This window comes from Phycisphaerae bacterium, assembly GCA_012729815.1.
Classification (GTDB): domain Bacteria; phylum Planctomycetota; class Phycisphaerae; order JAAYCJ01; family JAAYCJ01; genus JAAYCJ01.
On sequence record JAAYCJ010000321.1, the window covers coordinates 20,741 to 42,200 of the forward strand.

The window sequence follows — 21,460 nt, forward strand, 5'->3', positions numbered from 1 at the left end:
GCCGGCTTCGGTGACGGTCACGGACGGTCGCGCCTGTCCCACGACCCCAAGCGGAAACGCCTGCCCTGCTGCCACGCGCGGATGACCATCATCGCCATGAGCCCCATCACCAGGATCAGCCCCAGCATGACCACCGTCTGCGGCCAACTCAGCGTCCCCAGCGCCTTGAGAATCAGAATCAGCGTGGCTGCAACATTCCCCAGCACCATAACCGCGTGTCGACCGGGCTCCACCTCAACCCGCATGACTGTTGCCCCTTCGAATATCGAAACAGCCATACACGGTAGCCTAAAACATCAGTCTAGCAGAATCCGATCAGCGACGCAAGATGAATCTGAAGCAAACCTATCTCAATGGCCACAAGCAACATAAGCATTAAGATGCTTAATAATAGCTAGTTATATCACTTTATCACCGCATATGCCGATTGTTAAGCGGACGATTAACTTAATTTGCTTGACTTGAGACCTTAACTTCGGTACTCTGGAGTTCAAACGAGAGGACGGTCAATGCCCACGATCAGACAAATCGCCGACGTGGCCGGGGTTTCGGTGGCAACCGTGTCGTACGTGTTGAACGACCGCCCCGACGTCTCCGATGAGACCCGCGAACGGGTGATGGCCATCGTTGAGAAACTCAACTACGTCCGGTCGCGCACCCGCAAGCGCAGCCGCGGTCGCAACGTTCCCGCCATTCGCAGCCTCGCCTTCGTAAGCTGCCTGCCGTTCGATCCGTGGACGGACCCCTATTTTGGCCAGTTCCTCAAGGGCTGCATCGAGGCAGCCCATCAGACCGAATCGGTGGTTCAGGTGACCCAGATTGACCCGGAGAAGCCCGGCCGCGACCGGATCCCCCTGGCCGTTCGCGAAAGGATCACCGACGGCCTGATCGTCACCGGATGGCCCAGCCGGCAGTTGATGGCCATGCTGTCAACCCAGAACATCCCCATGGTGCTGATCGATACGCGCGACGTGTACGAAGGCTACAGCCACATCCGCCCGGACCACGGCGGAGGAGCGGCCAAAGCCGTCCGGCACCTCCACCAACTCGGCCACCGCCGGATCGCCGTCATCACGGGCGACATGCAGTTTGAATGCGAAGCCGAACGTCTGGCCGCCTATCGGCAGACGATGCGGGAGCGTGGCTTGGAGGTCCACGACCGCTGGATCGTCAGGCAGCCGTTATTCTGCGAGCGCTGCGGCTATGATGCCATGCTCGCCATGATCGACCGCGGCCTCGACGTGACCGCCGCCATCTGCCACGGCGATCTGGTCGCCCGCGGCGCTCTGACCGCCGCCAGAGAACGCGGTGTGGTCGTTCCCAAGGATCTGAGCATCATCGGATGCGACAATCAGCCGTGGTCCGACCAGACCATTCCCGCCCTGACCACCATCGACGTCTTTCTCCAGGAACTCGGAGCCGTCGCGTTGCGTCATCTCCTTCAGCGGGTCAACCATCCGACGCTGCGGCCCCAGCGAATCGTGCTCGAATCGGAAGTCGTGGTCCGCAAGACCACCGCACCGCCGGGAGAACAGGCATGATCTCGGATTTCGAATTTCGAATTTCGGATTTGCGGAAGACCCGCCAACGTCGGCTGGTAATTCGACCGACTGAGACGCCCATTGATGCCATCCGTGGCCACTTTCCCTCACGGCGCTCATCCACCCGCGTTTCAAATCCGAAATCCTTCACCCTGATCGAACTCCTGGTGGTCGTCGCCATCATCGCCGTACTGGTGGCCATTCTGCTTCCGGCCCTGGCCCAGGCACGCGATGCGGCCAAGACCATCCAGTGCAAAAACAACCTGCGCCAGTTGGGGCTGGCGATGGTGGTGTACCAGCAGGATTTCAAGTACGTTCCGTACTTCTTCGGTTCGTTGACCGACCCGGACAAGTGGGCGGATCGCTACATTGCGGATCGGAAACTCGTGGTCTGCCCGGCCGACCCGTGGGGCGGATTCGAGCCCTACAACGGCGGCTCGTGGATCGATCCCAAGTACAACTACTTCGAACAGCGATGGAGTTGGGACGCTCCATGCTCATACTGGAACTTACTGAACCATCAGGCGAACTGGATGGGGAACTGGGGTGCGGCCTACGCCCTGATGATCGAATACAGCGGCAGCGCAAGCGGCGCCAACGGGCTGGATGTCGGCCAGGAGTGCACGTATATCCGCTGCATGAACTACGATACGATTCGCCACTCAAACCTCACATCGATCCACCTGGCCCCATCCGGCCGGGTTGCGGAATACCGCACATCCAACTCGGACCCCTACTGGCAGTGGGACTGGCCCGAGTGGTATCGCATGGACCTCTACTGACCAACACGTTCCTGGAGACAAAAAGTGCCTAACCACAGCCCCCGTCAAAGCCATGGTACGCGATCACCCATCCTGCTTCTGGCCTGCTTCGTCCTGAGCGCCGGCGCCGTCGGCCGCGCGGGTCCGCCAGCGCCGTGGGTCGAGGAGCGTTTCGACGACCTGGTCGTCGGCAACCTGCTCAACCAGAGCTCGCGTGCCAGCGAACTGCCCAACTGGGGACGGTGGGCTTGCGAGAGTTGGAATCCTCAGAGCCACCTGATCGTCGAAGGCGTCTCGGCTGGGTCCGACGGCAAGAGCGTCGAGGTCCGGACGGTCAACGGCTATCACAACCGCATCGCCCTCGAGACCCAGTTCGGCGGCGTGATCCGATGCCGGTTCGACTGGCAGCCGCGCCAGGGCCAGTGGACCTTCGCCGGATTCAAACGGCCCGACGCCGGCTGGGATGAATACCAGGCCGCGATCATGCTCCAGCCGCCCAAGGACGGCGGCCACGTCTTCACCTGGAAAGGCCGCGAACGCATCCAGATCGATACCGCACCCATGCAACCCGGCGACGGAACCAGCGCCGGACCGTGGTACGCCGTCGAAATGACCGTGCATCCGCGGGCGGTCGAGGGCCAACCGGGCACCTACTCCGTCAAGATCACCGGCCCTGACGGCACGATCGCCGAAGCCGGACCCCTCGAATTCTCCCACGCCGCCGACCAGGCGGTCGAAACGTTCGAAATCCGCAGCATCAAATGGTCCGAGCCCGAAGGCGAGGTCAACGGCTACTTCGACAACCTCGTGATCGAGCCCGAACCATCCGCGCCGCGGATCTCGATCGCCTGCGAGAAGTGGGGCCACGTCTACCACAAGGGCAAGCCCATCGCCCTTCAGCCGACGATCCTCGCCGGAACGCAAGCCGCCGCCGGACCCGCGGCGCTCACCGTCTTCGACCCTTACGACCAGGTCATCTTCGAACAGACCGAAACGCGAACGGTCGAAGCGAACGGCATCGACGCCACGCCGGTCACCATCCCGGCTGAGAAGCTCGAGCGGTACGGCCTGTATCGTGTCCGCCTGACCTTCGGCGAGGGCGACCAAGCCGTCTCGGCCAAGACCACGTTCCTGGTCGTCGAACCGCCCGATCCGAGCATTTCCAGTTTCGACTCGCCGTTTGGGGCGTTCCACTACCCTCAAGTCGGCGAGGATGGCAAGTGGGATCTCGTGGTCGATCAGATGTACGACATCGGCGTCCGCTGGCTGCGCCTCAATTTCCACTGGCACAGCGTCGAACCCGAAAAGGGCAAGCTCGACTGGGGCGTCATGGGCAAGTTCGCCGATTGCGCCCTGGCCCACGACATGCATGTGATGGCTGAGGTGGCGAACACGCCCAAATGGGCCAGCACCGCCGCCGACGACGAGCGGATCGGCGCCATCGACACCGGCGCCGGATGGATGTCCGTCGCGCCGCGCGATTTCGCCGACTGGGAGAACTTCTGCCGCAAGACCGCCGAGCGTTTCGGCGGCAAGGTCAAGTACTTCGAGGTCTGGAACGAGCCCGGCGCGCCGCTGGACTACAAGAACTTCAACGGCTTCTACCGCGACTCATCCGACAACTTCATCAAGCTGATCCAGACCGCCCGGCAGGCCGTCCGGTCCGTCGTGCCCGATGCCCAACTCGTCTCCAGCGGCTATCGCTGCGTCGACATCGGGCCGCACTTCGACCACTTCGTCGAGCGGGTGCTGGCCGGCGCCGCTGACGACATCGACGTGTTCGCCTTCCACGGCGGCGGCCACGGCGGCAACGCGACCAAGTACCACGACGTCCGCATCCTTCTCAAACAATACGGCCGCGACATCCCCATCTGGGACACCGAAGGCCCGGGCCTCTCTCGCGACACGTACAACACGGTCACCGGCTACATCGAGGAGTGGGCCAGAGGCGTCGAGAAGATGTTCGGCTTCATCTACGTGCTCCCTCGCTACGGCAGTTCGAATCTGGTCAATCCCGACTACACCCCGTCGATCGGCACCGCCGCCTTCGCCACGATGACCCGATTCCTGGCCGGGGCCGAGATGGAAGGCCCGCTGCGGCCCGGTCCCGCCGTTCGCGCCTATTCGCTGCGAAAGGGCGACACGCGGATCATCGCCGCCTGGTCCGAAGCGGGCGAGGAACGAGTCGGGCACTTCTACAACGCCAAAGAGACCTTCGACTGGCAAGGCAACCCCGGACCGCAGGTCGAACCCGGCGGCTACGCCGTCAACCAGGTCTCCGTTCCCGAAAGTCCGATCTACATCTTCTGTCCGCTCGACCTGGGCCTGCCCGAACCGAAGGAGCAGGAATAGCCGGTGACAGCGACACGCGGCGCATTGGCGATTGCGGCAATCGCGCTGGCGGCCTCGACCGCCGCAGCCGATCTGCGGGTCGCCGCCGTCTTCGACGACCACATGGTCCTCCAGCAGCAGATGCCCGTCCCCGTCTGGGGATGGGCCGACCCGGGCCAGAGCGTCACCGTCTCATTCGCCAGGTCTGAAGTCCAGGCCGTCGCCGACGAAGCCGGACGATGGCGGGTGAACCTCTCGGCGATGCCCGCCTCCGCCGAGCCGCAAGACCTCACCGTCGTCAGCGGCGGACGGAAGCTCGTTTGCCGCGACGTCCTGGTCGGCGAAGTCTGGCTGGCCGCCGGTCAGTCCAACATGGATTGGCCCGTCTCCGAGTGCCTCAACGCCGAAGCCGAGATCGCCTCCGCTGATCATCCGCGGATCCGCTACCTCAAGATTCCCCACCGCATCGCCGGAGTACCACTCGACGACCTCGACTTCTCATCCGCCTCGGCGGAGACGACCACCGCGCCCGCTGCGCCCAAATGGCGGGTCTGCTCGCCCGCGACCGTCGGCAGCTTCGACGGCGTCGGCTACTTCTTCGCTCGGTTTCTCCACCGCGAGCTGGATGTGCCCGTCGGCGTCATCAACGTCGCGTGGGGCGGCACGCACATCAACGGCTTTATCCCGCTGGCCGGCTACGAAGCCGAACCGGGTTTGTCCAACGAGTTGAACTGGTTCCGCGAAACCAAGGCCGAGTACCGTCAAGCCCGCGACCACTACGTCGCCGCGATGGACCGCTGGCTCACCGAAGCCAAGTCCAACCGCGCCGCCGGCCGGCCCGTGCCCGATCCGCTGCCACTCGCGTGGCCCGCCGATCCGATCGCCGCCAACCGCCACCTGCCCACCGCCCTCTGCAACGCGATGATCCACCCCCTCGTCCCAGCCGCGCGCCGCGGCGCGATCTGGTACCAGGGCGAGATGAACCTGATCGACGGCCTGTTCTACTTCGTCCGCATGAAGGGCCTGATCGCGGGCCTGCGAGCGGTCTGGAACCAGCCGGACATGCCGTTCTATTACGTCCAGATCGCACCCGGCGCCGACTCGATGCCCTGGCGGCTGCCGCTGCTGTGGGAGGCCCAAGCCAAGGTCATGACCGAAGTGCCACATACCGGCATGGCCGCCACGATGGACATCGGCGATCTCGACAGCGTCCATCCTCGTAACAAGCAGGACGTCGGCCGCCGGCTTGGCCTCTGGGCTCTGGCCCGAACCTACGGCCGCGAGAACCTCGTCTGCTGCGGCCCGATCTACGATTCGATGACCATCGAAGGCGATCGCATCCGCCTGCGATTCCGCCATACCGGCTCGGGCCTCGCCTCGCGCGACGGTCAGCCGCTCTCATGGTTCACCATCGCCGGCCCCGACAACAGCTTCGTCTCCGCCCAAGCCGAAATCGACGGCCACACCGTCATCGTCCGGCACAAGGACATCGCGAATCCCACCGCCGTCCGCTTCGCCTGGCACACCCAAGCCCAACCCAACCTCATCAATAAAGAAGGCCTTCCCGCGATCCCCTTCCGCACCGACTCGCCGCCGCTCGAGTCGTTCTATCACTGGCGCGGACCTGCCAGCCCCTGCACACCCGAAGACTAACCTCCCTCCGGTTCCGCTTGTTAGGGTCAGAAGCGCGGCTGCGTGGTTTGAGATGGTCGGAGACATCGTTCGGACCACGGGCGGCGGGCGGCCGGACAGTACGTCGCGCGGCGGCCCTCAGCCGCTCACCCGATCCGCCTGCCCTGGCGAAACGGCCTCCGTCAGAGGCCGGCTGCCGGACGCGTGCGCCACCGGTTCGCAGACCTTCTCCCCGCCCGGCCGCCGCAGCGAGCGATAGATCGCCAGAACCTGTGAGGCCACGTCGTCCCAGTTGTAGTGCCGGCGGATGCTCTCGATCTGGCGGGCCTGCAGATCGGCGGTCAGCGGGCCCAGGTCGAGCCAGTGGCGAAGCCGATGCTCCATCTCGTCCTCGTCGCCCGGCCGAAAGTACCGGTCGGGCGAAAGCCCGATCTCGCGGTGGCCGGGAATGTCGCTGACCACCGCCGACAGCCCCGCCCCAAGCGCCTCGAGCAACGCGATGGGCAGCCCCTCGTAGTAGCTCGGCAGCACGAAGAGACCCGCGTGCGAGTACAGCTCGCGCAGCGGCTGGCCCGTTACGTAGCCGGTCAGCACCACGTTTCGGCAGTTGGCGACCTCGGCCTTGAGGCCTCGGCTGTAGGCCGTCTCGTGATCGGCGTCGCCCGCAATAACCAGCTTCCAGTCGGTCTGCAGCCGCGAAAACGCCCGCACCAGATGATGCAGGCCCTTTTCGGGCACGAACCGCGCCACCGCCAGCACGTACCGTTCCGGCTGCACCCCGAACCGCTGAAGGTGAGCCCCTTCGCGGACGCGATCGAGAATCTGAACGCCGTTGCAGATCAGGTGCGCCTCGCGGGCGAAACGAGCGCGGATATGGTCGCGGATCGACGACGAAATCGCAATGATCTCATTGGCGTGCCGGCAACCGCACCGTTCGCCCAGCTTGAGCATCAGCTTGGCCATCGGGCCCCACTTGGCCCGCTGATAGTCCGGCCCGTGGTGTGTCATCACGACCCGAAGGCCCGTCGCCCTCGCCAGCGGCACCAGCATCGACGGCCCGATCGAATGGACGTGCAGGATGTCCGGCCGTCTGGTCCGGGCCAGAATCGTCGCCAGCGTCGAGTGGCAGATCGCCTCCAGGCTCTTGCTCGCCGGGCAAGACAGATTCACGAACCCCACCCCCTGCCACTCCCGGCGGTACGGGCGCGACAGGTACGGCTTGCGCGTGAACACGGTCACCTCGACGCCCATCCGCACGAGGCGCGGGTAGAGATGCTGACAGTGGCTCTCGACCCCGCCGGGCACGTCGGGAAAGCCTCTGGTACCGATCACTGCAATTTTCATCTCAATCCTTTGCCGCAAAGAGGGAGAACGATTTGACGCCCAGCTCGTCTTCCGGAAACGACCGGAACCGGGACGCCAGATGGGGGCGGGTGCGCCGCACGTAGTCGCCGTCCATAATCTGGGAAGGAACCGTTCGCACGTCCCGAAAATCCAACTCGTTCATGATGCGGGCATAGTCGCTCATCAGCAGGCGGTTCGGCGAGCCCGTGAACCGCAGCAGCTTCCAGACCGGCTCCGAATAACGCAGGTGGTTCAACGGGTCGGTCGTTCGGAGAAACGACGTGTGCGCGCCGGCGTCCACCTTGTGAAGCATCATGGCCCCGGCGGCCAGCTTGTCGCGGAACCGGGCGAACGACGCCCGTACGTCGTCAAAATGCTCCAAAACCGCTTGGCTGACAAACAGGTCGAAACCGCCGTCCGGCAGGCCGTTCAGACTGAACGCCGAATCGTGAACATAGGCGAACTCGTCCGAAAACCGCCTGTCGGCGAGGCGCTCGCCCACCCGTCGCGCCACCGCCGAACCCGGCAGGTCGTTCAGCCGGTCCAGCAGGGCCAGGTAAAACTCGCGCGGCGTTTTCGAGATCAACCGGTGCTTGTCCACCGCCGTGTAGCTCTTGGCGCCGTGGGCCAGGACGACCAGCCCCGTTCCCAGGTCGAACCCCGGTCCGACCTCCAGCACCCGCCGCCCCTCAAACGGCTCCGCGACGCCGGCAAACTTCACCAGCGCCTCACGCCAGCCCTTGACCACGCCCAACGTGTACTCCACGCTGCGCTCGATCTGCTGGCTGGTAAAGGGACGCGGCGACGTGTAGCCGATCAGACCGCGGCGAACCCGGTTGACCATGCACAGACCCAGGCCCGTGACGTGAAGCAAGTGCTGATTCAACTTCCGCGGCGTCAACGGTCGGCTCATCATCTGCCTTTCCCAGTTCGTTCGTAAATCTCGATCAACCGATGGTAGTGCCGATCCGGGCTGAGATCAACCTCAACCAGTCGCCTCGCCGTTTTGCCCATTCTAGCACACGCGCCCGGGTGGTCAAGCATAAACCGCATCCGGGCCTGGAGTTCCGCGACGTCGCCGGGCGCAAAAGTCAGCCCCGTTTCCCCGTCGCGAACCAGTTCCGGAATCCCGCCGATCGCCGCCGCCACCACCGGCTTGCCCATCGCGAACGACTCGACCACCGCCAGCGGGTTGTTCTCGTACCACTCCGAAGGCAGCACCGTAAACTGGGCCCGGGCCACCCGCTCCCGCAGCCCCACCCCGTTCATGTGCCCCCAGAACCGTATGTGGCCCAAAGAGTAACGGCGCACCCGAGCCTCCAGTTCCGCCCGTCCCGGACCGTCGCCCACCAGGTCCAACTCGACCGACATGTCCCGCACCGCCTCGATCAACGCACCCACACCCTTCTCCGGCGAAAGCCGCCCGAAATAGACGATCCGGCCCGATTCGCCCGCGCTCGGCTCGAACTCGCCCGCGTCGGTGAAATTCGGCAAATACTCAATCGGCCGATCGAACCCCATCTCCCGCAGCTTTTCGATCAAAAACCGGCTCGGCGAAATGAACCGATCCACCAGCCGGTAGACGCCCAACAGCCGGTGGTGCAGGTACATCTCCATCGTGCTCAACAGGCTCTTGACCCGCGAACCCTTGGTGCACCCGGTCAGCACGCACTGATAGTACCGCCCGCCGCGGCAGCGCTCGCACGGCCGCCCGTCGGCCAGCATCGCATAGGAGGCGCAGACAAGCTTGTAGTCGTGAAGCGTCATGACCGTCGGCACGCCCGCCGCCCGCGCCGCATGTATGATCGACGGCGAAAGCTGATGGGCGATATTGTGAAAGTGCACGACGTCCGGCCGGACCCGCTCCAGCATCGCCCGGAAACGCCTTTTGGCTTCGAACGAATAGAGGATGCCCGCCGCCGCCCGAAGCGACGCCATCGGCCCCAGCTTGGCGTGGTAGTCCACCGGCGGAGCGAACAGGTCCTCGTGCGGATACCGCGGATTCTCCGGGCAGTGCATGCCCCAGAAGTCCACCTCGTGCCCGCGCGAGGCCAGCAGACGGCCGGTCTCCAGAACGACCCGCTCCGCGCCGCCTTTCTGATACACGTATTTGTTGACCTGGAGTACCCGCATGGTCCGCTATGACCCTGAAATGGGAGCGACCCGCGTCCCGTGACGCCGCGCCGCTCCGGAAAGAACCAAATCCGTCACCACGATCGCCGAGCCCATCCCCAACACCAGCAGCACCTGCATCAGGAAATTCGCCGGGTTCACCACCGCCGCGAGCACCATCATGATGATGATGCTCGCGAACAGCCCACGCTCGCGAATGAACCGGACGAACAGGCCGTGGTAGAGCGCGCCCATCGCGATCATCCCCAGCACCACGCCCCAGTAGTGGAAATTCAGGTACAGGCTCCCCATCGGCGTGGCCGGCGCGCCGCCGCCGGTGAACGTGAGCCCCAACCGCTCCTTGAGCACATAATCGAAATGCAGCGGCTTGTCCGGGTACAACCCGCGGGGAATCACCACCATCGCGTTCTGAATGTACTCCCAGCCGTACTGGAGTTCGAACCGCCCCAGATCGATCAGACGCACCAACTGCGTGAAGTTCAGATCGTAGACCGCCTGGTAGCGCAGGCAACTGCGGTGCACCACGAAATCGACCACCGACATGTCGTCCAGGTCGAGCCCCTTGATCACGTCGGCCAGTCCGATCAGCCCGAACAGCCCCACCCCCGCCGCCAAAACCAGCATCGGCGAAATCCGCCGATACTTGTTGTAGATCGCGATCGAAAACAGCACGACGTAGAACGCGGTCGCCCGATGGCCCGTCGTCATGAAGATCAACCCGACCACCAACGCGATCAGCACCACGATCCGCAGCCGGCAACGGCCCGTCCGACGAAAATCGCGGGCCGCGAAAAACAACGTCCCCAGCACGGCGAAGAACTCGCCGGTGATCTTGAAAATGCCGCTGCCGATCTCAGCCGACCGGCGCAGCCCCTCGACGTTCGTCCCGGACAGCAATCCCGGCGTCACGCCCGACCACATGCCGTAGTACACCAGCAGCGCCGCACCCGCCGCCAGAAAACCCGCCATCACCGGCCAGTGCAGAATCGTCTGCGTCACCGGAGGCGCGACAACCCGCGGGCCGCCGCGACGGACGATGGCGTACAGCGAAACGCCCGCAAGAAAACTCAACAGACCCAAAACCTGCACGTACATCACGTTCGCGTAAAGCGTGCGGTCCGGCAGCTCCACCCGGATCAGGGCCAGCGACGGCAGGGCGTAATAAAGCGTGAAGAAAACGAACGGAAAAAAGAACGGCGAGAGGAAGTTGAAGTTCCGCCGAATCCACGAAACCGCCGTATACACCGAGAGAACGAGAAAGGGAACGACGAAACTGATCGCCTCCAGCAGCCACGTCAGGCCCTCGTCCTGCCGCATCTGCCCCACCAGCCCCATCACGCCCAGCAGCAGAAGCAGCCACAGCAACCCCAACAGCCAGCCGGAGGCGCGGCCCGTCGCGGCCGCGCCGGCAATCCTGGCGTCGATCGGCTGCATGCCCGGCGTCACACCGCTCATCCTGCTTCGTCTCCCGTTTCCTTCCCGCCAGCGCCGGACAGACTCCCGCTCTCGCCCTCCGCCGTCTCGCGCCGGTGCCTGCCCAATAACGCGCTGAACCGCTGGTCAATCTCGTCGTTCGCCCGGCGCACCGACGCCCGCACGCCAGCCGCCAGCGTCTCACGATCCGCCAACCCCGCTGAGATCACGTCCCAGAGTCTCTCCTCGGTCAGTTCCGCGATATCCAGAATGAACTCCCGCGGTTCGATCATGCTGATGATCCCGAACCCTTTGGGAATCTCGTAGGCGATCGCCACCACCGGCGTGCCCGCCGACAACGCGAAGATGTTGGAGTGGATGCGCGTGCCTACGAAAAGGTCCATCGCCCCATAGAGCCCGCGCAGTTCCACCGTCGTGTAGTCGCCAGACAGCACGACCGGCCGCCCTTGCCGCACACGGCGGGCGATCTCGCGACTCACCGGCAAATCCTCCGCCGCATGCGGCATCAGGAACACCTGCGCCCCGCGCTGGCCGGCCAGACGGTCAATCGTATTGGCCAGAATCGTCAGGTACGCATCGAACCGCCCAGCCCCGTCGCCCTGAAGCGGAAAGTGCCAATGCCTGGCCGTCAGGCCGATCCGAACCGCCGCCGCGCCATCCACTTCGACGCCTTCACGGTTCAATACATCATGCAGTATCCGGTCGTCATCCTGTCCCGTCGGCGACTCCGGCCGCCAGAACGCCAGGTCCGGCAACAACTCGATACGAGCCGGATCAATTCTCAGTTCATCGCGCACACAGCGACGCGAAATCTCCTCGCGCACGACCACCCGCTCAAACCGCCTCATGCACGCGCCCAAAAGCCATCGGGCCGGACGCCCCACCACCGGACCCACCGAGTGGCCCAGGGCGACGATCCGCTTGCCCAGACACAAAGCCAACAAGGACTGGTGCACCATCCGATAGACGAACAGCAACTGCGCCGTCCCGCCGTACGAGTACAGGTAGCTCCCGCCCTTGAGGATCGCCAGATCGGCCGAGCGCAGCGCCTCGAACGCGGGCCGATGACGGCGAGGGATCAGCCGGCCCGCCCGTCCGCCCAACGCCCGCACCGCCGCCAGCACCCACAGCGACACCGCCAGGTTCCACAGCGCCGAGGCCATCGCCGCCGGCCCGCGCCGACCGTCGAACACGCGAGGGAATATCGCCTGATGGTGCGCCACGCCCAACCCTCGGACGTGCTCGAACATCTTCGACGGCCCATCGCCGCCGCCCGCATAGTCCGCGTTCAGGACTTCGATCTCCGCACCCGGGCACGCGCGACGCAGCAGCAGAATCGTATTCTCCAGGATGGCAAGGTCGCCCTTGTTGCTGTCGTCGCTCATGTTCAGGATGGCAAACCGCAACCGTCTCGTTCCTTATCAACCCGTTCCGCCGACGATCCGCCCCTACCGCAACAGGGCCCGCGATCGGCGGCGAATGAACCGAACCAGGTCCCGAAATCCCTTGTGACGAAGCTTGTACGTCGCCCACGACCCCCACGACGCCAGCGGCGACTGACGATATCCCGACAGATCGGCCTCGCCAAGCCAGCGAAGCATCCGCTGCGAGCCCGCGTTCAAACCCTCCAACCGCTCCGGAATGTGGCGCTGAATGTCCTGCCACATGAAAATCTCATCCGTCCCCAGCCGCAACGCCCGTCTCGAGATGCGATCGACCACCACGTCGCCGATTCTTCCGTCGACGTCGAAGTTGCACTGCGCCGGGTCCATCCCTTCCAGCAGCAGACCCGTGATCGTCCGAAGGCATTTCTCGCACTGCCCGCAGTTCAGCGAGCCGTGCTGCGAATAGCAAATCCGCAGGTACTTGAGACACTCGGGGGCGTGGCGCACCAGATGGTGAATCTTGTCCTGCCGGCTTAGTTCGTACGCGTCATGCACCACCCGAACGTCCGCCCAGCCCATCCGCGAATCCACCGCCGGATGCGACCCCCACGGATGCCGGAAATCCGCGGTGTGAGTCGCCGATATGACCATCGTGCCCAGCCCGTGCCGCGTCAGCGGACTCGCCGCGCCCAGCAGCATCATCCCGTGCCCCACGCACCCCCACCACGTCTCCAGCCCGTGCAACCGCTCCAGCGGACGCTCGTTGACCAGCTCCCGCATGTTCGTCCGGACCGTCCGGACCTCCACCCCCTGCTTCTCCGCGAACCCCACAATCCACCGCCGCACCTTCTCCCAGAACACCGCATCCTCAAACGAAATGTCCGCGCCCCAGATCGGAATCAGCGTCGGCTTTCGATCCTGGTGCCGCGAGTAAGAAGCCAACGAATCGAGGCCCGAGCTGAACAACAGGCCCACACCCTCGTTCTCGAACCGGTTCGCCGTCACCCGCTCGGCGTCCAGTGACGCCTCGCCAGAGAACTTCGGAAACCAGCGGCGAAACTGGCCCGCCAACTCGCCCGCCGCCGCCAGAAACCGCTCGTCCACCTCGCCCACGCGAACCGTCGCGCCGGTCGCCCACGCGATCGGCATCACCGTCGAAAGCACGGGAACGTTGAGAATCGAACGCGGCACGTCCGAAATGTCGCACGAGTATTCCGCCACGAACCGCCCGCCCAGGAAGTACCTCCGCAACGGACCCGGCACGTGGATAACCGACTCGAGCCGGTTCCGGCTGACCTGAACGTCGCCGATACGGATATCGTTCTTGGCTATCATCTGAAACTCGGAGACCTCATGGTGATTTATCCACGACGGCTGGGCATGACGCCGGCTGCGGCGACGATACGCGATTATAGAAAACCGCCCGAAGATAGAAAAGCAGAAAAAGCGACGTCAAGCCGCCGGCCAACGCGATCCCGGCCACGCCCAACCGCCACATCAGCAGGTAGTTCATCGCCACCTTCAATACCGTGAACGCCGCCCCGTACGTCACGAACACCGCCGTGAAACGCAGCGACAGCAGCCCCCGCAGGTAAATCCGCCCGATCGTGTTCGGCAGCAGCCCCAGCATCAGGCACGCCATCACCCAGCCGACCAGGCCGAGGCTCTCGCCGTCCAGCGCGCCCCGCCCGTAGGCCAGACGCGCGATCGGCTGGTGCAGCAGCACGAAACCCACCGTCAGCAGCGCCACCATCGGCATCACCACCCGCACGCTCTTGCGCACGTCCTGCCGCAGCCGCTCCGGTCCGTGCTGGCAGTAGTTGATGCTGAAGTGCGACAGCATCGCCACCAGAATCCCGCCCGTCACGAACGTCACCGGAATCATGTACAGCGTGTCCGCGTAGTGAAGGATCGAAACCTGGCTCTCGCCCAGCCACGACGCCATCGCCTTGTCGATGATCGGCTGAAAACCCACCGCCACCATCCCCGTCATCTGCAGCGAACAGTCCTTCACGAAGGCCCCGAACCGCGGCGCGACCCTCAGCGACCATCCCAGCTTCATCAGCCGAAACGCCTTCAGCGCGACCAGCAGAATCAAAAAACGCGACAACTCGCCGATCACGTACCCCCAGACGATCGCGTGGACGCCGAATCGGTCCTTCATCGCGTAGATCACCGCCAGGTTGACCCCCGCCCGGAACATCGGCGAAAGGGCCGCCAGGGCAAAGTGACGGTACGCGTTCAGCACTCCCGCCGTCACGCTGGTCAATACGATCAGAATCACCAGCGGCGCCATCTCCAGCAGCAGGCGGTGGATCAACGCCAACGACGGCGCGTCAAAGTTGGCCACCACCACCAGCACCGGTTTGACCAACAGCAGGAACACCGCCGCCAGCACTGCCATCGCCCCCGCCCCATACACCATGATGTTGCCCACGAACGCGCCCACGTCCTGGCCCTCCTGCCGGGCCTGCACCACGTGAGGCACGATGATCGTCTCGATCACCGGGGCGAACAGCAGCGAGAGGAACAGCACCATCGAGTATGCGAAAAACAACGCGTCCGTCTCGGTCGTCGCCCCGAACCACGCCGCGATGAACAGCGGCACCAGGAACCCCGCCGCCTTCCCCACCGCCGACAGCACGGTCGTCGAAACCGCGTCACGAGCCAGCGGGCTGCCAAGTATTCGAGCCTTCCACGAGGCGAGCCAGGTCATCCGCGATTTCCAGTCCTATGCCTCATCCGATCAACAACCGATCCGCCGCGCCGACCGCCCAACCGCGATCACGCGCTCTTCCTCCTCGAACCGCGATCCTGCGGCGCCCAGGCCAGCACGAACGCCAGCAGCGCCGCGCCGATACCGCCCGCAAAACCGCTCGCCAGCACGTTCTTCTTCAGATTCGGCTTGACCGCACGCTTCAGGTACGCCGCCTCGGCCACCACCTCGATATCCTCGATCGCGTCCTTGTTGATCTCCAGCCGGGCGATCTGCCGCGACGTGTCCTGAATCTTCGCCGGAAGCTCCTTGTCCTTCTTCAGGGCCAGTTTCTCGATCTCCTGTTCGAGTTGCTCGACCGCCGACTCGTTCTCGATCTGGAGTTGCCGCGACTCCTCCGCGAACGTCGCCACCGACGTCCGAAGCCTCTCGATCTCGATCGTCGCGTCGCTGATCTGCAACTCGCACGTCTTGACCCGGTCATACGCGTCGTCCACCAGGTTGATGCCGTTCTGAATGTTGTTGGCCAGCAGAATGCCCGAAATCGCGTCCGATTCCTGCGTCGTCGGCAGCGCCTCGCGACTCCTCAGCAACTCCTGCGTGTTGTTCTCCAGCAGGCCCAGCATGCCCTCCAGCTTCCCCTTGACCGCCGCCAGATTCTCGACCCGTCGCTCCCGGTGGGCGATCTCCTCCTTGGCCCCGCGAATCTGCTCCGCCTTCTTGCGGACCGACACCTCCGTCACCTGGTTGGCCTCCGCGATCTGGCTCCGCAGTGCTTCGATCTCCGCCCCCGCCACCTCCCGCTCAACCTCCAGAATCTTGACCGCCTCGTGAAGCTGGTCGATCTCGGTGATCAGGATCGCCCGCTGCCGTTCGGCCCGCGGATTGAACGCGTCCTTGATGTGCTTGATCAGCGAGTTGGTCACCTTGATCCCGACCTCCGGCTCGGCCGTCAGGCAGTTCAGGTAGATGATCTCCCCGCCGCCCGCCGCGTGGGCGTTCAGGTCGCTCATCAGCATCGCGGCATACCGCGCCTCATCCAGCGACAGGCCCTCCAGAACCACCTTCGCGAAACTCCCCTTCTTGACCAGTTGCACCACGTCGTCCGCCCGGGCGATGTACTGCGACTGGTCCCCCGCCAGGCCCGCGCGCCCCAGCCGCAACGCCGCCGTCACCTCGTACTCCTTCGGCAGCATCATGCTGACCGCCCCCGCCGCCAATGCCACCAACACCGTCAGCACAATGATCATCCGCCGGCGATCCCACAGGATCAGCCCGTACCGCATCGGATCGATCCGCTCCTCCACGTAGGAAGGCGCATCCTGCCGGTCAACCATGGCGAGACTCCGTCAAAACGCGTTCGGGGTGCAACGTGAACAACCTCATTATCCTAATCCCGTCTCCCGCCCCTGTCAACCGTCCTTGCCTCCTTGCCAACCCGCCGGTACAATGCCGCAACAGATCGCCGTTGAACAGCGCCGGCGACGCCTGATCTCCTGAAACAACGGTCGCAGCCGATGGTATGACACGCACACAAGCGCAACTGACAGCGACGCCTCTACCGACCGCAGCCCAGGCCGCTGCGCCGCTGACACGTCAACCACCTCGATCGGCGTGGGCGGCCGTGGTCGTGCTCGCCGCGGGCGTACGGCTTGTCTACTGGCTCACCTCGCCCTCCGTCCTGCGGGACACCGTCGGCTTCATCGCGCGGGCCGCCGAGTTCACCGACCGGACCTTCCTGCAGCATCCCGTCCAGGAACCGCTTCATCCCGTCTTGATCCGCCTGGCTCACCGGCTGCTGTTTCCACGCGCCTTCGACCTCGGCCCCCCCGATCCCTTCGCTTGGGAACTGGCGGCCTTTACCGTCGGAATGGTCACCTCCCTGGCCTGCCTCGCCCTGCTCTACGGTCTCGGCCGCCGGCTCCATTCCCCCGCCGCGGGACTCTGGGCCGCCTTCTTCTTCGCCGTTCAGCCCTATGCCGTCATCTATTCGGTCAACGGGCTTTCCGAAACCACCTTTCTCGCCTTCGTTCTCCTGGCCGTCCTGCTGACCCTGGCGGCCGACGACAACCGGAACCGATGGCTCCTCGCCGCGGGCGCAGCCGCTATGCTCGCCCTCCTCGTCCGCAAGGAAGGCATCGTCCTGCTCGCCGCGATCGCGATCTACCTGCTTCTCGCCAAGCCAATCCGTCCACGCCGCCGACTGGGCCAAACCGCCGCCTTCCTCGCCGGCGCCGGAGCCCTCGCCGCACTCTACTGGCTCATCGGTGGACGGTTCCTCTGGTTCGGCGAATACCTCCAGTGCTTCGACTTCCGCTACACCATCGACAGATTCTTCGGTCCCGCCGAAGGCCAGCCGAACGCCCAGGCCAGCCTCTGGATTTCCTCCCGCTACCAGTTCTTCATACCACTGATCCTCGCCTGGTTCAAACAGAGCGGCTTCCTGCCCGTCGCCCTCTTCCTCGTCTTCGCCCTTCAGCGCCGCCGCTTCCCTCTGCGACCCGGGGCAATCCTCTTTGCGATCTTCATCGTCCTGCACCTGACCATGGTTATGGTCCAGATCTTCGGCACTCACCGCGTCGTCAGCCGCTACATGTTCCCGCCGGCCGTCATGACATTTCCCGTCGCGGGCGCCGTCCTGGCCTGCTGGCTCCAATCCCTCGCCGACCGCACCGGCCGGCCCGCCCGCCGATTCCACCTGTCGCTCGCCCTCATCCTGATCGCCCTGCTCGTGCCCGAGGCGCTGCAGCGGGGATTCTCCGGCCATCGCGACGAAATCCACCGGACCGGCCAGTGGCTCGCCCGCAACACCCGCGCCGACGACTACCTCTTCGTCGAGGACTGCCGGATCAACTTCTACGGCGGCCGATACGGCGCCACCACCAGCATCAAGGAAATGGGCGAGCACATCACCCACGCCCGGCACCGTGGTCTCGACCGCTGCCTCTTCGTCCTGCGAGACTCCGAGGGCAAAAACCACGTCCTGCGACACCTGCGATACCGCCTCGATCAGCGCGGCGACCTGGCCGCCGAAACGCTCGCCTCCTTCGACGGCCCTTCCGGCAAGCTCTCGGTCCTCCGCATCCGCCCGCGAACGCCACAAACGCCCTGATCCGGCCGCCTCACATGGCGAGGTTTTTCTTGTCACTCCGTCCGTCCGGCTGTAGGATGGTCCTTCCAAAATCGGCCCGGCACGTGGCCGGAGTTGGACTACGCCGTAACGTGCCTTTACAGGACTTTGACCTATGGCTAAACGCGTCTTCGCCGTCGCCGCCCACCCCGACGACATCGAGTTCATGATGGGCGGAACCTTCATCCTCCTCGGCCAGGCCGGCTACGAGCTGCACTACATGACCGTCGCCAACGGCTCATGCGGCACCGCCGTCCTCAGCCGCGACCAAATCGTCGCCACCCGCACCGAGGAATCCCGACAGGCCGCCAACTCCGTCGGCGCCCACTACCACCCGCCCCTCGTCGACGACCTGGACATCTACTACGACCGCGACCTGGTCTCCAAACTCTGCGCCATCGTCCGCAAAATCGACCCGCAGATCATCCTCCTCCAGTCGCCCCAGGACTACATGGAGGACCACATGAACTCCTCCCGCCTCATGGTCACCGCCGCCTTCTGCCGCAACATCAAGAACTTCCCCACCGACCCGCCGACCCCTCCCGTGACCGGCGAAGTCGCCCTCTACCACGCCCTCCCCTACGGCCTCTGCGATCAGCTCCGCAACCCCATCAAGGCCGAAATGTACGTCGACGTCCAGTCCGTCCTCGACAAAAAACGCGACATGCTCGCCTGCCACAGGTCGCAGAAGGAATGGCTCGACCACTCCCAGCGACTCGACTCCTACCTGACCACCATGACCGAAATGACCGCCCGCATGGGAGCCCAGTCCGGCCGATTCAAATACGCCGAAGGCTGGCGGCGGCACTCGCACCTCGGCTTCGCCGATGAAGACTTCGACCCGCTCCGCGAAACCCTCGCAGGAAAGGTCCTCTACACCACTTCCACTCGTTCCAAAGGAGGCAACTCATGGCAAGGCCAATAAGCAAACTCGCTCCCGACTGGTGGGACTATACCACGCTCGATCCCAAAATCCTCCACGACGCCGCCAGGCTCACCCCGCGCGACCTCCAGCAGCTCTCGCGCCCGGGCTTCAAGGTCGTCTTCTACGACACCCTCGAAGACTTCTACCTCGCCGAGGCCCTCGAATACATCGAAGCCTGGCGCCAGGCCTCAGCCGATCAGCCCGTCGGCGTCTGCGGACCCATCGGCCCCACCGAACAACTCCCGCTCGTCGCGCGACTCGTCAACGCCCTCGAACTCAACCTGCGCCACGCCCACTTCTGGGGCATGGACGAATGGGTCCTCGACGGCAAGGAAGTGCCCGAATCCCACCCCCTCTCCTTCGCCAAGACCGACCGCGAACTCTGCTTCAACCGCATCAATAAAAAACTCGCCATGCCCGAACCCAACCTCCACTTCCCCAAAGCCGACCCCAAACAGTACGTCGCCTCCTGGGAAAACGCCCGCTGCGCCGTCATGCAGGGCGGACAGGGCGACATCAAGCACTGGGCCTTCAACGACCCGCTCAAACGCAAAGGCAAGTACAAGGACAACCCGCCCACGCCCCAGGAATACCTCAAGCTCAGCACCCGCGTCGTCGATCTCCACCCGGTCACCATCATGCAGAACGCCCGCACCTCCGGCGGCGGACAGATGGACCTCGTCCCCTCCCAAGCCGTCACCGTCGGACCGCTGCAAACCTGGCAGGCCGAAAAAGTCTCCATCTGGCAGGCCGGCAGCCACGACAACCCCTTTGGCATGCGACTGACCACCCTCATGATCGGCAAAAAACTCCCCGACGCAGCCGTCCCCATGTCACTCCTGGCCCTCCATCCCAACGTCCAGTTCAACTTCTACCGAGGAGGAATCGGCACCGTCGCCGTCGAAATGCACTAACGGGCCGCCTCCTGAAAACCATCGCCGACCATAGCAACGCGTGTGGGTCCGCCGCCCCGGCGGACTCCGCGCCTCATTCCTCCCGCCCCGCCGCGAACCCGCGAAACCCAACAATCTCAAAAACCAACATCCCCAACGACCCACCGAGACACATCCCAAACACGATCAGCATCGCCCCAAACGGAAAAACCACCGCCGCCCCCACAGAACATCCCACCAACGGATAAAGATAAACCCGCCTAACCCGCAGCCGCCCACTCCCGCCCAACCGCGCAAACAACACCGCGCCCACATAAAACCCAAACGCCGTCACCACCGGCGCGATAATCCACAGCAACCCGCGCAACAGCGGAGTGTGAAACGACCTCGAAACCAGAAACAAACCCATCCACCCCAAATAAAACCCAGCCCCCAACAAAATCGAAACCACGAACCTCGGACCGGCAACCCCAAAAATGTACCTGCCTCTGCTCGTCACGAGCTGCTCCACCGAATACCACACAATCCACGAGAAACCGGCCCCCTCCCCTGATCCACCTGATTCGCCTACCCCCTGGCTACCCGACCCCCTACCGGGCCAACTCCCCATAATGCTCCGACGCCTCCAGAATGCCGCCCGACCGGGCATAGAAATCCCCATCCAGATGAAATACCCCACGCTGCGGCCGCGTCCACTGAGCAGCCGCGCACGGATGAAAGCTCATCAGCTCATCCCAGCGCCGGTAGTTCTGATCGCCGTTCGTCTCGAACGCCCCGATCTTCAGCCCCGGCAGCGCCGGCAGCCGCGACGCCACATTCTTGTTCCAGTCCACCAATATCGGCGAGACGGTCAGATCGGCACAAAAACACGGCACCCCAGCCGACCGCGCCGCCTTCGCCGTCTTCAGACTCATACTCATCGTCTTGGCGGTCGGCTTGAGCGCGATCGCCCCATACCCCAACGCGATCCGCTCCCGCGCATGCTCGTCGCTGTGCGCGCTCTCATCCGCCGCCACCATCACCCCCAGATCCGACACATCGACCTTGTACTCCTCCGCGAACGGCTCCTCCACCAGCACCACCCGCTCGAACGCCCCGATCCTCTTCGCGTGGTCCAACAGCCGCCGCAATCGATCCTTGCTGTCGTACCGCCCGTTCGCGTCCAGGTAATACGCAATCCGCCCGCTGTCGGTGTACGCCGTCTCGATCCCCCCTACCGCCTCGTGGATCGCCGA

General features: G+C 64.5%; 18 protein-coding genes. 7 read left to right on the forward strand and 11 right to left on the reverse strand.

All coding sequences use genetic code 11. The features are described 5' to 3' along the window. Positions 1–17: 17 nt before the first annotated feature. Entirely contained in the window at positions 18–245 is a 228-nt protein-coding gene (locus GXY33_21080) for a hypothetical protein (GenBank protein NLX07639.1), read from the reverse strand. Between the two features lie 264 nt (positions 246–509). Here GXY33_21080 and GXY33_21085 point away from each other — a divergent pair, with 264 nt between their 5' ends. The 4 genes from GXY33_21085 to GXY33_21100 are packed head-to-tail and all read left to right on the forward strand — an operon-like array spanning position 510 to position 6,286. Next, entirely contained in the window at positions 510–1,541 is a 1,032-nt protein-coding gene (locus GXY33_21085; GenBank protein NLX07640.1) for a LacI family transcriptional regulator, read from the forward strand. Beyond that, positions 1,538–2,323 carry a DUF1559 domain-containing protein gene (locus GXY33_21090; protein NLX07641.1) on the forward strand — a complete coding sequence of 262 codons (786 nt, stop codon included), beginning with the start codon at positions 1,538–1,540 and terminating at the stop codon, positions 2,321–2,323. Before GXY33_21085 ends, GXY33_21090 begins: the two co-directional genes overlap by 4 nt. A 24-nt stretch (positions 2,324–2,347) precedes the next feature. Next, positions 2,348–4,654, forward strand: coding sequence for a hypothetical protein (locus tag GXY33_21095; GenBank protein ID NLX07642.1), 2,307 nt, complete (start codon positions 2,348–2,350; stop codon positions 4,652–4,654). A gap of 3 nt (positions 4,655–4,657) precedes the next feature. Further along, a complete protein-coding gene (locus GXY33_21100) occupies positions 4,658–6,286 on the forward strand; it encodes a sialate O-acetylesterase (protein ID NLX07643.1) in 1,629 nt (542 codons plus the stop codon). Between the two features lie 117 nt (positions 6,287–6,403). Here the strand turns inward: GXY33_21100 and GXY33_21105 are convergent, their stop codons facing one another. From GXY33_21105 to GXY33_21140, 8 genes are all read right to left on the reverse strand, one after another. After that, positions 6,404–7,609 (reverse strand): glycosyltransferase family 4 protein, encoded by a 1,206-nt coding sequence (locus tag GXY33_21105; GenBank protein ID NLX07644.1) that lies wholly within the window; start codon positions 7,607–7,609, stop codon positions 6,404–6,406. Position 7,610: 1 nt separating this feature from the next. Then, positions 7,611–8,522 (reverse strand): class I SAM-dependent methyltransferase, encoded by a 912-nt coding sequence (locus GXY33_21110; protein NLX07645.1) that lies wholly within the window; start codon positions 8,520–8,522, stop codon positions 7,611–7,613. Continuing rightward, positions 8,522–9,742 (reverse strand): glycosyltransferase family 4 protein, encoded by a 1,221-nt coding sequence (locus GXY33_21115; protein NLX07646.1) that lies wholly within the window; start codon positions 9,740–9,742, stop codon positions 8,522–8,524. Before GXY33_21115 ends, GXY33_21110 begins: the two co-directional genes overlap by 1 nt. A 6-nt stretch (positions 9,743–9,748) precedes the next feature. After that, on the reverse strand, positions 9,749–11,197 hold the full coding sequence (locus GXY33_21120; GenBank protein ID NLX07647.1) for an oligosaccharide repeat unit polymerase: 1,449 nt from the start codon (positions 11,195–11,197) through the stop codon (positions 9,749–9,751). Further along, positions 11,194–12,582 (reverse strand): hypothetical protein, encoded by a 1,389-nt coding sequence (locus GXY33_21125; protein ID NLX07648.1) that lies wholly within the window; start codon positions 12,580–12,582, stop codon positions 11,194–11,196. Before GXY33_21125 ends, GXY33_21120 begins: the two co-directional genes overlap by 4 nt. A gap of 42 nt (positions 12,583–12,624) precedes the next feature. After that, positions 12,625–13,896, reverse strand: coding sequence for a hypothetical protein (locus GXY33_21130; protein NLX07649.1), 1,272 nt, complete (start codon positions 13,894–13,896; stop codon positions 12,625–12,627). Between the two features lie 16 nt (positions 13,897–13,912). Next, entirely contained in the window at positions 13,913–15,277 is a 1,365-nt protein-coding gene (locus tag GXY33_21135; GenBank protein NLX07650.1) for a hypothetical protein, read from the reverse strand. A 68-nt stretch (positions 15,278–15,345) separates the two neighbouring features. Then, positions 15,346–16,614, reverse strand: a complete 1,269-nt coding sequence (locus GXY33_21140; protein ID NLX07651.1) for a hypothetical protein — start codon at positions 16,612–16,614, stop codon at positions 15,346–15,348. 185 nt (positions 16,615–16,799) lie between these two features. On the opposite strand from GXY33_21140, the gene GXY33_21145 reads away from it, so the two are divergent. From GXY33_21145 to GXY33_21155, 3 genes are all read left to right on the forward strand, one after another. Beyond that, positions 16,800–18,389 carry a glycosyltransferase family 39 protein gene (locus GXY33_21145; protein ID NLX07652.1) on the forward strand — a complete coding sequence of 530 codons (1,590 nt, stop codon included), beginning with the start codon at positions 16,800–16,802 and terminating at the stop codon, positions 18,387–18,389. Between the two features lie 133 nt (positions 18,390–18,522). Continuing rightward, positions 18,523–19,332 (forward strand): LmbE family protein, encoded by an 810-nt coding sequence (locus tag GXY33_21150; protein ID NLX07653.1) that lies wholly within the window; start codon positions 18,523–18,525, stop codon positions 19,330–19,332. Further along, positions 19,317–20,246 carry a glucosamine-6-phosphate isomerase gene (locus GXY33_21155; protein ID NLX07654.1) on the forward strand — a complete coding sequence of 310 codons (930 nt, stop codon included), beginning with the start codon at positions 19,317–19,319 and terminating at the stop codon, positions 20,244–20,246. The genes GXY33_21150 and GXY33_21155 overlap by 16 nt, the downstream gene beginning before the upstream one ends. Before the next feature lie 73 nt (positions 20,247–20,319). Here the strand turns inward: GXY33_21155 and GXY33_21160 are convergent, their stop codons facing one another. Together GXY33_21160 and GXY33_21165 are read right to left on the reverse strand one after the other, a co-directional pair. Then, positions 20,320–20,724: a hypothetical protein gene (locus tag GXY33_21160; GenBank protein NLX07655.1), complete on the reverse strand. Its 405-nt coding sequence runs from the start codon at positions 20,722–20,724 to the stop codon at positions 20,320–20,322. 91 nt (positions 20,725–20,815) lie between these two features. Beyond that, a partial coding sequence (locus GXY33_21165) for an L-alanine-DL-glutamate epimerase (protein ID NLX07656.1) occupies positions 20,816–21,460 on the reverse strand: 645 nt, incomplete at its 5' end.

Bases quoted from the DNA above. Each gene is read 5' to 3' on its own strand.
- GXY33_21080 (NLX07639.1), bottom strand. From the start codon at position 245: ATGCGGGTTGAGGTGGAGCCCGGTCGACACGCGGTTATGGTGCTGGGG.
- GXY33_21085 (NLX07640.1), top strand. From the start codon at position 510: ATGCCCACGATCAGACAAATCGCCGACGTGGCCGGGGTTTCGGTGGCA.
- GXY33_21090 (NLX07641.1), top strand. From the start codon at position 1,538: ATGATCTCGGATTTCGAATTTCGAATTTCGGATTTGCGGAAGACCCGC.
- GXY33_21105 (NLX07644.1), bottom strand. From the start codon at position 7,609: ATGAAAATTGCAGTGATCGGTACCAGAGGCTTTCCCGACGTGCCCGGC.
- GXY33_21110 (NLX07645.1), bottom strand. From the start codon at position 8,522: ATGAGCCGACCGTTGACGCCGCGGAAGTTGAATCAGCACTTGCTTCAC.
- GXY33_21115 (NLX07646.1), bottom strand. From the start codon at position 9,742: ATGCGGGTACTCCAGGTCAACAAATACGTGTATCAGAAAGGCGGCGCG.
- GXY33_21120 (NLX07647.1), bottom strand. From the start codon at position 11,197: ATGAGCGGTGTGACGCCGGGCATGCAGCCGATCGACGCCAGGATTGCC.
- GXY33_21130 (NLX07649.1), bottom strand. From the start codon at position 13,896: ATGATAGCCAAGAACGATATCCGTATCGGCGACGTTCAGGTCAGCCGG.
- GXY33_21135 (NLX07650.1), bottom strand. From the start codon at position 15,277: ATGACCTGGCTCGCCTCGTGGAAGGCTCGAATACTTGGCAGCCCGCTG.
- GXY33_21140 (NLX07651.1), bottom strand. From the start codon at position 16,614: ATGGTTGACCGGCAGGATGCGCCTTCCTACGTGGAGGAGCGGATCGAT.
- GXY33_21145 (NLX07652.1), top strand. From the start codon at position 16,800: ATGACACGCACACAAGCGCAACTGACAGCGACGCCTCTACCGACCGCA.
- GXY33_21150 (NLX07653.1), top strand. From the start codon at position 18,523: ATGGCTAAACGCGTCTTCGCCGTCGCCGCCCACCCCGACGACATCGAG.
- GXY33_21155 (NLX07654.1), top strand. From the start codon at position 19,317: ATGGCAAGGCCAATAAGCAAACTCGCTCCCGACTGGTGGGACTATACC.